The following is a 12157-nucleotide window of genomic DNA, read 5'->3' as shown; positions in this document are numbered from 1 at the left end:
CTCAGCGGGCCAGGGCCCTGCGCAGGGCGGCTTCCACCAGGGGCGCCACGACGGCGTAGCCCGCGGCGTTCGGGTGGAGCCCGTCGTCGGCCAGGGCGCGCTTGAGCTGGCCGCGGCCGTCCACGGTGGCCGCATGGAGATCCGCCAGCTCCAGGTGCTTGTGCTCGCAGTGGGACCGGATCCACCGGTCCAGGGCCTGGATGCGGTCCAGGGGCCGCGTGACGAAGTAGTCCCGGGAGGCCTCGGTGTCGTTGTGGACGGGCAGGACGGTGCAAAGGACGGGGCGGATCCCGTTGGCCACGGCCAGGTCGGCCATGGAGGCGAGATTGGCCTCGATGTCCTCGAGGGCGATGGGACCCGTGTTTCCGGCGATGTCGTTGGTCCCCGCGAGGATGACGACCGCACGGGGGTGCAGGGCCACCACGTCCTGGCGAAAGCGCAGGAGCATCTGGCCCGTGGTCTGTCCGCTGATGCCGCGGTTCACGTAGGGCCGCCCTGGAAAGCTCGCCGCCAGGTCCCATATGTCCGTGATGGAGTCGCCCAGGAACACCACGCGGTCCTCCCCGGGGCGGGGCGCCTTGAGCCTGGCGTTGGCGTCCCGGTAGCGCGCCAGCTGGCCCCAGTCATCCATCAGCTCGGCCTGGATGGACCTGCGCCATTCCTGGAGGTGGCGTCTCGCCGTGGCCAGGGTGTCGGCGGGGTCCGGGGGAGGCGCCTGGCCGGAGAGGGAGGGGGCCGCGAGGGCGGCCAGGCACGTGAGGGTACGCCAGTTCGGCATGGGGACTCCGGGCAGGGGCGTTGGCGGTGTCATCGTGAGGGTGGTTCGAGGTCTTCACACTGATCCGTGAGGAACCGGCTAGAGGGTCCGCTTGAAGAGCCGGGTCGCGAGCACCAGCGCCAGCGTTCCGATGAGGCCCAGGTAGGCCAGGTCCGGCGCCAGCGCCGCGAAGCCCGCGTCCTTCAGGAGCACGGCCTTGAACCCGTGCACCGCGTAGGTGAAGGGATCCACCCTGGCGATGGCCCGCAGCCAGGCGGGGAAGGCCGCGATGGGGTAGATGGCGCCGCTGGGGAAGTAGAGGAGCGTGTTCAGGATGCCGAACATCGCCCGGGGCACCAGGGGGTCCTCCACCCGCACCATCAGGAGGAACATCAGGGCGTTGAAGGCGAAGGACGTCGCCACGATCATCAGCAGCAGCTGCAGCAGGAGCGCGGGGTGGAAGATGACGTCCATCCCCGCGATGAGGCTGCCCAGGATGGTCAGCACGAACCCCGCCAGGATCGCCTTGATCGCCCCCGAGGCCACCAGGCCCAGGACCAGTTCCAGCTTGGTGATCGGCGTGACCAGGAAGCCCTCGTGCACGCCCCGGGCCTTGTCGTCGATGTAGAGCATGCCGCCGCCGATCATGACGGAGACGAACATGGCCAGGGTGATCGAGCCCGGGAGCAGGTATTTCATGTACTCGACGAAGGGATACAGCTCCACGATGCGAAGCGCCACGGAGTTCACCACCCGCTGGTCCACCCTGGGACGGTTCAGCGATTCGGTCAGGGCCTGCATCTCCGCGGTGAGGCTCCCGCTGAGGAACTGGTCTGAGTTGTCCACCACGAACCCGATGGCGGGGTTCTCCCCGTTGAGCACCCTGCGCGAGTACTGCGGGGGGATGACCACGGCCGCGTCCAGGCGCCCGGAGCGCACGTCCTCCTGGGCCCGCTTGTCGCTGTCGTAGGGGATGGTGCGGAAGGTGCGGATGTTGGCGGCCACGGAATCGAAGGCCTCGTGGACCCGCAGGGCCTGGGGGCCGCCGTCGTAGTCCACCACGCCCACCCGGGCGTCGGTGATCTTGCCGCCGAAGGCGTTGCCGAGGATCACCAGCTGGATGAGGGGGAACACCATGGCGGTGAGCATGAGCGAGGGGGAGCGGAAGAACTTGCGCAGCTCCCGTTCGACGATTGCGAGCAGGCGCGTCATGGCTGCATCCCCGGCCTGGGCGGCAGGAAGGCCGTGTAGGTCTTGACCTGGGTGTCCCGCAGCTGGCGGCCCGTGTAGTGCACGAAGACGTCGTCCAGGGTGGTGTTCTGCACCGTGAGGGTGCGGATGGCGATGCCGTTGCGCACGGCCAGCTCCACCAGTTCGGTGGTGGTGCGGGAGCCGTTGGTGGTGAGCACCCGGAACATCCCGGCGCCCTCGGCCTGGACGCTGGTGACCTCCCCGAGGGCGCCCAGCCGGGCCTCCCAGTCCTCCGGCGGCTCCTGGAACTGGGCCTCGATCACGTTGTTCCCGGGCACGCTCTGCTTGAGCTTCGCCGGCGTGTCCAGGGCCACGAGCCTTCCGTGGTCCACGATGGCGATGCGGTCGCAGAGGCGGTCCGCCTCGTCCATGTAGTGGGTGGTGATGAGGATGGTGAGCTGCTTGCGGGCCTTGAGCTTGTTGAGCATCTCCCACACCGCCACCCGGGACACGGGGTCGAGGCCGGTGGTGGGCTCGTCGAGGAAGAAGATGCGGGGGTTGTGCACCAGGCCGCGGGCGATCTCCAGGCGCCGGCGCATGCCTCCGGAAAGCGTCTTGGTCTCGGCGTCCCGCCACTTCACCAGGTCCACCGCCTCCAGGAGCTCCTCGATGTTGGCGCGCCGCTCGGCCCGGGGCACGTTGTAGAGCTTGGCGTAGATGGAGAGGTTCTCCTCCACGGTCAGGTTGATGTCGCTGGTGAGGGCCTGGGGGATGACGCCCATGCAGTGCCGCGCGGCGTCGGCCTCCCCGGCCACGTCGTGGCCCTCGATCCAGGCGCGGCCCGAGGTGATGGGGATGAGGGTCGTCATCATGCGGATGAGGGTGCTCTTCCCGGCCCCGTTGGGGCCCAGGAGCCCGAAGGTCTCGCCGGGGCGCACGTCCAGGCTGATGCCCCTGACGGCCTCGAAGTCGCCGAAGCGCTTGACGACGTTCTCCACCCGGATGGCCGCCCCGGACAGGTCCTTGTCGGGATTCGGCTTCACCGGCGCACCAGCCTGGCCTTGGGAACCAGCACCTCGGCGGTCATGCCGGGCACGTAGCGCTCCCCGGGGTTGGGAATGAGGAGCTTGATGCGGATGGTCTTGATGTCGCGCTTGCGCCGGCTCACGTCCCGCTGGGTGGCGAAGTCGCCCTCGGCGGCCTTCAGGAGCACGGTCCCCTGCACCAGGGCCCCGCCCGGCATGCGCACCTTCAGGGCGTCCCCCAGCTGCACGGCGTCGGCCTCGGTCTCGGCCACGGCCGCGTAGACCCAGGTCTGACCCAGGTCCACGATGGTCACGATGGGCGCGCCCGCGGCGACCACTTCGCCCTGCCGGGCCGCCCAGATCCCCACCTTCCCGGACACGGGGGCCACGATGCGGGTGTAGCCCAGGCGCGCCCCGGCCAGGGAATCCTGGGCACGGGCGGAGGCCGCGTTCTCCGCGGCCGCCACCGCCTGGCGGGTGCGGGCCTGGGCGGCCCCGAGGGCGGCCTCGGCGGCCGCGGCCTGTTCGCGGGCCGCATGCTCCCGGGCCAGGGCGGCCTTGAGGGCCTGCACGGCCGAGTCCCGGTCCTGCGCGCTGAGGATCCCCTGGCCGGCCAGGGCCACGGTGCGCCGGGTCAGGTTCTCCTGGTTCTCGCGGTTGGCCGCAGCCTCGGCGAGGCTGGCGGCGGCGGCGCTGCGCGAGGCGCGGGCGCTGGCCACAGCCTGGTCCGTATCCCCCCGGGTGCTCTCGGCCGTGGCCTTCATGGCGCCGTACTGGGCCTCGGAGGCGCCCTTGGCCGCTGCCAGCTCGCCCGGGTCGAGGAGGGCGACGAGGTCGCCGGCCTTGACGTCCTGGCCCTCGGTGACGGCCAGCTTCTCGATGCGGCCCAGGATCTGGGCGCTGACCACCACCTGGTTGGCGTCCACGGTGCCCATGAGCGCCAGGTCCGGGGAGTGGTCGGTGGTGGCGTAGAAGTAGCCCAGGGCCACCAGGAGGAGCGCTCCCAGGAGCGCGAAGATGCGGTAGCGGGGATTCACGGCTGTTCACCTCGAGGTTCGGACAGGATCCGGGCGGCCGCGAGGCGGCCCTGGGAGGGTTCGGAGAAGAGGATGCTCGCGGCGAAGTCCAGCAGCGCTTCCCGCTGCCGGGCCAGCCGCGCCGGGTCCCGCGGGTCCTCCCCGGTGATCTCCCGGTAGATGGGCGCGGAAATGAAGTAGAACGTGTTCGCCCCCGTGAGGGAGACGAGGACGGGCTCCGGGTCCAGGGGCCGCAGCTCGCCGCTGCGGGCGCCCTCGTCCAGCACCGCGGCCAGGGCGGCGTGCAGGGGCCGGAAGGCGATGTCGACGATGCGCGAGATCCGGGTGGCCTGGCCCGACCGGGCCCGCATCATCTCGTGCCCCAGGAGCCGCGTGAAGGCCCCCGCCGAAGCCAGGTGGTCGAAGTGGGCCAGGAAGTGCCGCAGCAGCCGCTCCCCCGGGGTCCCCGGCCCCTGGAGGTTCCTGAGGAAGCTCTCCACCAGCCCGGTGAAGACCTCGTCCAGCACGGCGCCGTAGAGTCCTTCCTTGGTTCCAAAATAATAGTGGATCAAGGCCTTGTTCAAGCCGGCGGCCTTGGCGATGGCCTCGGTGCGGGCCCCGGCCTCCCCTTCCCGGGCGAATTCCGCCATGGCGGCCTTCAGGATGGCGCTGCGGGTGGCATCGGTACGGGGGGCGGACATGGGTTAACCAAAAAGTTAAACCATATGGTTAAACCATCCGATCAAGTTGTCAAGGGCCAGGGTCCAGTTCCGCCCCCCGCACCCCGTCCTGCCACTGCAGCTCCACCTGGGCCTTCGGCCCGGCCTGGGCGGCGCGGGTGACGACCCGCCCCCGGGCATCCTTGACCAGCACGAAGCCCCGCTCCAGGGGCCCCCGGGGATCCATGGGCCCGAGCCGGGCCCCCAGGACCTCCAGGCGGTGGGCGCGCCGGCGCAGGCCGCCGTCGGCGGCGGGGGCGAGGCGCTGGCGCAGGAGGTCCAGGCGGGCCCCGGCCTTGTCCAGGCGCCGCTGGGGATGGGCCAGGTGGAGGCGCTGGACCAGGGCCTGGAACCGGGGGAAGGCGCCGGTGCCGGCCAGCTGGAGGCGGTGGTGGAGGGCCGCGAGGCGTTCCCCGGCGCGCTGGAGGCGATCCGGAACCGCATGCATGCCCCGGCTGTCCGAGAGGAGGTTCAGGGTGCTCTCCAGGCCCCGCAGGCGCCAGGCCATGCGCGCCACCAGGGCCTCGGTGCGTCGGCGCAGCTCGCTGGCCAGCGCCGCGCGGTCGGGAGTTGCCAATTCCGCGGCCTGGCTGGGCGTGGCGGCGCGGCGGTCCGCGGCCAGGTCCACCAGGGTGGTGTCGATCTCGTGCCCCACGCCGGTGACGATGGGCAGCCGGCACGCGGCCACGGCCTTCACCAGGTCTGGGTCGTTGAAGGACCAAAGGTCCTCCAGGCTGCCGCCGCCCCGCACCATGAGGATGGCGTCGCAGCCCCAGAAGGCGTCCTGGATCTCCTGCAGGGCGAGGAGGTTCTCCGGCACCGAGCGGTCCCCCTGGGCCGCGGCGGGGGCGATGAGCAGGTCCACCCCGGGGGCCCGGCGCAGGGTCACCTCCAGGACGTCCCGCAGGGCCGCGCCGCCCAGGGCGGCCACGATGCCCAGCTTCCGGGGGGAGGCCGGCAGGGGGCGCCGGGGCCGGTCGAAGACGCCCTGGGCGCGCAGGTCGGCCTCCAGCTGGCGCAGCCGGGCCTGGAGGTCGCCCTTGCCGGCGGGCTCGCAGTGGGTGACGGCCAGGGAGAGGGTGCCCCCGGCCACGTAGAGGTTCAGGGAGCCCTTGACCACCACGCGGTCGCCGTCCCTGGGCGCGGCCTTCAGGAAGCGCTGCTGGCTGGCCCACACCGCGCAGGAGAGCGCCGCGCCCTCCTCCTTGAGGGTGAAGTACCAGTGGCGCCCCGAGGTGCGGGCGTTGGAGACCTCCCCGGCCACGCACACGGCGGCGAAGGGGGGCTCGATCCGCGTCTTGATCTGCTCAAGCAGCCGTTTGACGGAGAGCGGCGCGTCCAAGGGTCACCCCGCGGCGCGCATGGAAGCCTCGATGAGCGCCTCCCAGAGCCCCTCCACGTCGGCGAGCTCCGTGGCCGAACTGCCGATGGAGACCCGGATGATCTGGCGGCCCTTCAGGACGGAGGGCGTGAGGTAGTACTTCCCCGACTTGTTGACCGCCCCGAGAAGGGCGAGGTTGTGGGCCCGCAGCTCGGCCTCGTCCGTCATGCCCTCGGGGACGTGGCGCACGCACACGGTCTGGAGGCTCACGGGGGCCATGAGCTCCCAGCCGCCGGTGGCCTGCACCTGGGCCTTGAGCCACTGGGCGTTGGCCAGGTCCCGGCGCACCCGGGCCTGGAGGCCCTCGACGCCCTGGGAGCGCACCAGGAACCACAGCTTCAGGGCCCGGAAGCGCCGGCCCAGGGGGATGCCCCAGTCGCGCAGGTTCTTCACCTGGCCGTCCTGGTCGGTGTGCAGGTAGCTGGGGTTGGTGCTCATGACCCGGATGAGGTGCTCGGGGTCCTTGACGAAGTAGGCGGAGAGGTCGAAGCCGGTGCCCATCCACTTGTGGGGGTTCAGCACGAGGGAGTCCGCGCTCTCGATGCCCTCCCACATGACCCGGCACTCGGGGCAGATCATGGCCGTGCCGGCCATGGCCGCGTCCACGTGGAGCCAGATGCCGTGGCGGGCCGAAAGCCTGGCCATGCCCGCGAGCGGGTCCACGGCCGTGGTGGCGGTGGTGCCGATGGCCGCCACCATGGCGCAGGGCCGGCGCCCCGCGGCCAGGTCCTCGAGAATGGCCTTCTCCAGAAGGTCCAGGCGCAGGGCGTGATTGGCGTCCGTGGGAATCAGCCGCAGGTTGTCCCGGCCGAAGCCCGCCAGAAGCGCGGCCTTCTCGATGGAGCTGTGGGCCTGGTCGGAGGCGTACACCACCAGGGGCGCCTCCTCGGCCTGGAACCCGCCCCGGCTCTGGCCGAAGGCGCAGGACCATTCCCGGGCGCACAGCAGCGCGCAGAAGGTGGCCGTCGAGGCCGTGTCCTGGATGACCCCGGTGAACTCGGGCCCGAGCCCCAGCATCTGCCGGAGCCAGTCCATGACCACTTCCTCCACCTCCGTGGCGGCGGGGCTGGTCTGCCAGCTCATGCCCTGGGCCCCCAGGCCCGCGCAGGCCATGTCGGCCAGCACCGAGGCCAGGTCGGAATTGGAGGGGAAGTAGGCGAAGAATCCCGGGTGGTTCCAGTGGGTGATGCCCGGCAGGACGATGCGGTCCAGGTCCCCCGTGACGGCGTCGAGCCCTCCGCCCTTCTGGGGAGGCGTGGCGGGAAGGAGGCGCTTGACGTCTCCGGGACCCAGGGGGCTCATCACGGGAAGCTCCGGCATCCGCTCCCGGTAGGCCGCAATCCACTCGACCATCTCATGGCCTAAGCGTCGAAACTCTTGGGTATCCATACACCCCAATTCACCATAAATCCCCCGGCAAGGCTATCCCAAATTGCCCGGCCCTTGCGCCAGGCCCCGGGGGGCGTCATGATGGACGTTCTGGCAGCCGTAGCTCAGTTGGATAGAGTATTGGCCTCCGAAGCCAAGGGTCGCGCGTTCGAGTCGCGCCGGCTGCACCAAAAGCAACCCCCATCCGCCCTGGATGGGGGTTGTATATTTTCTGCCCATCCGTGACATCATGGGCCTTTCACCACGGGAGCCGCCCATGGTCGTGACCGTTTCGAACCTCGACGAGCTGATCAGCCTCCGGAAGCGGGAGCGGGACGAAGAGCAGCGCGCCTACACGCTGGCCATGGCCGGCAAGGCCGACGCCGCCCTGGGCCCCCGGGTGGTGGAGGCCATCGACCCCGGCGGCACGGCGGGCTGGGAGGTGAACCACACCTCGGCCGTGCGCCGTTTCGCCTACCGCGGCGGGGACTACCACCTCGTCCTCACCGCCATCCAGGGGGTGAACCGGGTGGAGGTGGAACTGCGCCACGTGGATCTGCGGTTCGCCCCCCTGGCCAAGAAGGCCGCCGCCGCCGACGTGTCCGAGGACTGGTTCCTGGGGGCGCTGGAAGGCCTTTCTTCCCAGGTCCTGGACCGGCTCACGAGCCCGAGGAACTTCGCCTGAGGTGGGCCTTGGCCAGGCTCAGGAACCGCTCCCGGGCCTGGGCGTGGTCCACGATGGGCGGCGGGTAGCCCGCCGGCAGGCTCCCCTCCCAGGGGCTGTGGATGGTCCTCGCGGGCACCGCCGCCAGCTCGGGGACCCAGGCGCGCACGTAGGCGCCGTCCGGGTCGAAGCGCCGGCCCTGGAGCACCGGGTTGAACACCCGGAACCAGGGCTGGGCGTCGCAGCCGCAGCCGGCGCTCCACTGCCAGCCCATGGAGTTGTTGGCCAGGTCCGCGTCCTGGAGGCGGGCCAGGTAGTGGGCCTCGCCCAGGCGGTAGTCCAGGAGCAGGTGCTTGGCCAGGAAGCTGGCGGCCACCATGCGGGCGCGGTTGTGCACATAGCCCGTGGCCATCAGCTGCCGGGCGGCGGCGTCCACGAGGGGGTAGCCCGTGCGGCCCTCCACCCAGGCCTCGAGCAGGGCCGGGTCGCTGCGCCAGGGGAAGTCCCGGAAGCCGGCCTGGAAGGGGCCCTCCAGGACGGCGGGCCACTCCCGCAGGAGGTGATGGGCGAAGTCCCGCCAGACCAGCTGCCGCTGCCAGGCTTCGGCACCGGGGCGGCCGGACGCCGCGGCCCAGCAGGAGGCGGCGCTCACCCGGCCGAAGTGGAGGTCCGCGGAAAGCAGGGAGGTGCCGTCCCGGTCCATGCGGTCCCGGCCCTGGGCATAATCCGCCAGGCGGTTCTCCAGGAAGGGCGCCAGCAGGTCCGGAAGCAGGGGCCCGGCGGGCCAGCGGGGCAGTTCGGGCAGGGCGGGCAGACGTTGCGGCGTCGCCGAGGGGGCCTCCAGGCGGGCTTCCTGCTGAAAGGAGCGGTAGAAGGCCGAGAAGACCCGGTGGCGGCCCAGGGGGCCGGCGAGGGTTTCCCCGGAAAAGAGCCGCAGGGGGCACGGGAGCGCCCCGGCCATGCGGGTTTCCAACAGCCGGGCGGCGGGTTCCGTGAAGCCGTGGGCCAGCACGGCCTCCGCGCCCAGCATTGCGGCCAGGCGCGGCAGCTCCTCCAGGGGGTCCCCGGGCACCCACGCGAGGCCGGACCCCAGGGCCTCCAGCCGGGCGGCAAGATCCCCCAGGCGGGGGGCGAGCCGCTCCGAAACCGGGCCCAGGAAGACCGGAACGGCCCCGCCGCCCGCCTCCGCCAGGGGCCCGTGGTCCGCCACGCGCAGGTCCTTCTCCCTGAACCAGACCAGGTTGGTCAACCGTTTCTCCTTGATTTTGCTAACGATCCCGCTGCCGGGTGAGGTCCGTCCTTTTCGGATAATCTGGAGATGAAACGGAGAGGCCCATGCCCGAAACCGCCATTACGTTCGACGACGTCCTGATGATACCGGCGTACAACCACCACGAGTCCCGCAGGATCGTGGACATCAGCATGACCGACAAGAGCGGCAAGCTGACGCTGGAACTCCCCATCATGACGGCCAATATGGACACCATCACCGAGGACGCCATGGCCGACTTCATCGGCGGGCGGGGCGGCATCGGCACCCTCCACCGGTTCTGCACGGTCGAGGAGAACGTGGCCATGTTCCTGCGCTGCAAGACCAAGGTGTTCTGCTCGGTGGGCACCTCGGAAAAGGAGATGGAGCGGGTGGAGGCCCTCAAGGACGCGGGGGCCCAGTACTTCTGCGTGGACGTGGCCCACGGGCACGCCAAGTACGTGGGCAAGATGATCAAGCGCATGCGCCAGATGCTTCCGAATGAGTGCATCATGGCGGGCAACGTGGCCACCTACGCCGGCGCCGACTACCTGGCCTCGGTGAAGGCCGACATCATCAAGGTGGGCATCGGGCCGGGCAGCGTCTGCACCACCCGCATCAAGACCGGCTTCGGCGTCCCCCAGGTCACCGCCATCCAGGAGTGCGCCCGGGCCGACCGGTCCATCGTGGCCGACGGCGGCATCCGCTACCCCGGCGACATCGTCAAGGCCCTGGCCTTCGGCGCCGACTTCGTCATGGTGGGCGGCATGCTGGCCGGCACCCGGCCCACCCCCGGCGACCCCATCCTCAACGACAAGGGCGAGCCCACCCACAAGAGCTACCGGGGCATGGCCAGCAAGGAAGCGGCCGATGACCACCTGGGCGGCCTGACCGGCTGGAAGACCGCCGAAGGGGTGGCCACCAAGGTCCCCTACCGGGAGGACGAGGAGGAGATCATCGCCGACATCGTCGGCGGCCTCCGCTCCGGCCTCACCTACGCCGGCGCCAACACCATCCGGGAACTGCAGCGCAAGCTCAACTACATGGTCGTCTCCCCCGCCTCGCGCGTGGAGAGCCTTCCCCACAAACTGCTCCAGTAGGGGACGGACATGGCCGAGAAGCGCTATTTCAGCTACAACGAGATCCACCGCACCGTGGCCGACCTGTCCAGGGAGATCCTGGCCAGCGGCTTCGACCCCGACGTCACCGTGGCCATCGGCACCGGCGGCTTCATTCCCGCCCGCATCCTCAAGACCTATCTGAAGAAGCCCATCCTCACGGTGGGCGTGAAGCTCTACGGGGACGACAACACCATCGAGGGCGGCCCCTCCAAGGTCCAGTGGATCGACGAGGTGGAGCGCAAGCTGAAGGGCCGCAGGGTCCTGCTCATCGACGAGGTGGACGACACGCGCACCACCCTGGCCTACTGCCTGCGCGAGCTCCTCTCCCACCAGCCCGCGGAGATCGCCGTGGCCGTGCTGCACTGCAAGGACAAGGCGAAGCTGGACCAGATCCCGCCCCAGGTGACCCGCTACTGGGCCGGACAGCACCTGGAGGACATCTGGGTGGTCTACCCCTGGGACGCCGAGGACATCGACGACCATTCCCGCCGGGCGGGAGCCTGAGCGCCTTGGAAATTCACCTTGGCATTAAAAATTGAAATACTGAATTGATTGAATTTTAGTCTTGAACCCAAAGGAGTTATATAAGCTTGTATTATTTTAACCCCCTGAAATAAGTGCTTCCAAAATCCATATATAGGCTTATCTTTCCCATGAGGTCCACTATTCTGCCCGACCGGACGGACAGTGGGGATCAGGAGGAAGAAATGAACCAAGTCGTCGCCCGGTACCTGGATGGCCACCTCCTCAAGGGCCACACGGTCGATTTCCTCCCCACCAGCGACCGCTTCCACCTCTTCCCGGCCGGATCGTACCCCGGTTCCCGGCCTCTCGAGATCGACGTGCACGATCTCAAGGGCATCTTCTTCGTCAAGAACCTGCAGGGCAATCCCGCCCATGTGAAGCGCAACATCTTCGAGCCCACCAACCTGACGCCAGGCAAGAAGATCCGGGTGGTGTTCAAGGACGGGGAAGTTCTCCTGGGGCATGCCCAGGGCTACCACCCCGAGCGCAAGGGCTTCTTCATCCTGCCGGCGGACCAGCGCAGCAACAACGAACGGTGCTACGTGGTCTCCTCCGCCACCCGGGAGGTATCGGTCATCGCGTCCGGAACATGAGGTCCAGGTCCTCCTTGAGACCCTGGAGATCCTCCTCGTGCTCGACCTCCTGGGTGAGGATGGTCAGGGCGATGTTGTAGGTGACGGGGTCGGCCTCGCGGGTGATGTCCATCAGGTTCTTGTAGACCGAGATGGCGCACTGCTCCCCGGCGATGTTCTGGTCCAGCAGCGTGCCCACGTAGGGGTCCGCCGGGGCGTCGTAGGCGCAGGGGCTGAACTCGGCCCACTGGGAGGGGGCCAGGACCGGCGTGCCGCCCAGCTGGATGATGCGGTTGCTCAGCAGCAGGGCGTGGCCCAGCTCCTCGGTGGCGTGGAGGTTCAGCTCGGCGGCCACCGCGTCCTTCATGGGGCCCTTGATGAGCTTGGCGCCCAGCCAGTACTGGTAGTAGGCCAGCCACTCGCTGGCGTAGGCGGCATTGAGGAGCTTCAGAAGTTCGTTGACGTCCATGCCGACGATCGAGGTTCCGCGCGTTCCCATGGGAGTCTCCTTTGCCGCCCAGGATACCCCAGTTGTGATCGACTTGCATGGCCCCCTCGCTACAATCCAC

At 69.7% G+C, this 12157-nt stretch carries 13 protein-coding genes and 1 tRNA gene; 5 read left to right on the top strand and 9 right to left on the bottom strand.

The features are described 5' to 3' along the window. Position 1 precedes the first annotated feature (1 nt). From RAH40_RS20735 to RAH40_RS20705, 7 genes are all read right to left on the bottom strand, one after another. Positions 2–778 (bottom strand): GDSL-type esterase/lipase family protein, encoded by a 777-nt coding sequence (locus RAH40_RS20735; RefSeq protein ID WP_306599538.1) that lies wholly within the window; start codon positions 776–778, stop codon positions 2–4. Positions 779–856: 78 nt separating this feature from the next. Beyond that, a complete protein-coding gene (locus RAH40_RS20730) occupies positions 857–1969 on the bottom strand; it encodes an ABC transporter permease (RefSeq protein WP_306599537.1) in 1113 nt (370 codons plus the stop codon). Beyond that, positions 1966–2991, bottom strand: a complete 1026-nt coding sequence (locus RAH40_RS20725) for an ABC transporter ATP-binding protein (protein WP_306599536.1) — start codon at positions 2989–2991, stop codon at positions 1966–1968. Before RAH40_RS20725 ends, RAH40_RS20730 begins: the two co-directional genes overlap by 4 nt. Further along, positions 2988–4010 (bottom strand): HlyD family secretion protein, encoded by a 1023-nt coding sequence (locus tag RAH40_RS20720; protein WP_306599535.1) that lies wholly within the window; start codon positions 4008–4010, stop codon positions 2988–2990. The genes RAH40_RS20725 and RAH40_RS20720 overlap by 4 nt, the downstream gene beginning before the upstream one ends. Next, positions 4007–4690: a TetR/AcrR family transcriptional regulator gene (locus RAH40_RS20715; protein ID WP_306599534.1), complete on the bottom strand. Its 684-nt coding sequence runs from the start codon at positions 4688–4690 to the stop codon at positions 4007–4009. The genes RAH40_RS20720 and RAH40_RS20715 overlap by 4 nt, the downstream gene beginning before the upstream one ends. Before the next feature lie 49 nt (positions 4691–4739). Further along, positions 4740–6050: an exodeoxyribonuclease VII large subunit gene (gene xseA / locus RAH40_RS20710; protein ID WP_306599533.1), complete on the bottom strand. Its 1311-nt coding sequence runs from the start codon at positions 6048–6050 to the stop codon at positions 4740–4742. Between the two features lie 3 nt (positions 6051–6053). After that, positions 6054–7478: an aspartate aminotransferase family protein gene (locus RAH40_RS20705; RefSeq protein WP_373432536.1), complete on the bottom strand. Its 1425-nt coding sequence runs from the start codon at positions 7476–7478 to the stop codon at positions 6054–6056. 93 nt (positions 7479–7571) lie between these two features. Between RAH40_RS20705 and RAH40_RS20700 the strand changes: the two genes are divergently transcribed. Then, a tRNA-Arg gene (locus tag RAH40_RS20700) sits at positions 7572–7648 on the top strand. Positions 7649–7734: 86 nt separating this feature from the next. Further along, entirely contained in the window at positions 7735–8142 is a 408-nt protein-coding gene (locus RAH40_RS20695) for a hypothetical protein (protein ID WP_306599531.1), read from the top strand. Here the strand turns inward: RAH40_RS20695 and RAH40_RS20690 are convergent. Continuing rightward, on the bottom strand, positions 8117–9370 hold the full coding sequence (locus RAH40_RS20690; protein ID WP_306599530.1) for a deoxyribodipyrimidine photo-lyase: 1254 nt from the start codon (positions 9368–9370) through the stop codon (positions 8117–8119). The genes RAH40_RS20695 and RAH40_RS20690 overlap by 26 nt on opposite strands. A gap of 86 nt (positions 9371–9456) precedes the next feature. Between RAH40_RS20690 and RAH40_RS20685 the strand changes: the two genes are divergently transcribed. The 3 genes from RAH40_RS20685 to RAH40_RS20675 all read left to right on the top strand — a co-directional run bounded on the left by RAH40_RS20685 (position 9457) and on the right by RAH40_RS20675 (position 11609). Beyond that, positions 9457–10470 carry a guanosine monophosphate reductase gene (locus RAH40_RS20685; RefSeq protein WP_306599529.1) on the top strand — a complete coding sequence of 338 codons (1014 nt, stop codon included), beginning with the start codon at positions 9457–9459 and terminating at the stop codon, positions 10468–10470. A gap of 9 nt (positions 10471–10479) precedes the next feature. Beyond that, positions 10480–10995 carry a phosphoribosyltransferase gene (locus RAH40_RS20680; protein WP_306599528.1) on the top strand — a complete coding sequence of 172 codons (516 nt, stop codon included), beginning with the start codon at positions 10480–10482 and terminating at the stop codon, positions 10993–10995. Positions 10996–11198: 203 nt separating this feature from the next. Then, positions 11199–11609 (top strand): hypothetical protein, encoded by a 411-nt coding sequence (locus tag RAH40_RS20675; RefSeq protein ID WP_306599527.1) that lies wholly within the window; start codon positions 11199–11201, stop codon positions 11607–11609. On the opposite strand, the gene RAH40_RS20670 is transcribed toward RAH40_RS20675, so the two are convergent. Next, the gene (locus RAH40_RS20670; protein ID WP_306599526.1) at positions 11590–12087 is read right to left on the bottom strand and encodes a ferritin-like domain-containing protein; all 498 of its coding nucleotides are present in this window, start codon (positions 12085–12087) and stop codon (positions 11590–11592) included. The two genes, RAH40_RS20675 and RAH40_RS20670, sit on opposite strands and share 20 nt — an antisense overlap. Positions 12088–12157 lie beyond the last annotated feature (70 nt).

This window comes from Geothrix sp. 21YS21S-2, assembly GCF_030846775.1.
GTDB lineage: Bacteria > Acidobacteriota > Holophagae > Holophagales > Holophagaceae > Mesoterricola.
Note: the sequence above shows the minus strand (reverse complement) of the source record. Positions and strands in the feature narration are given on the sequence as shown.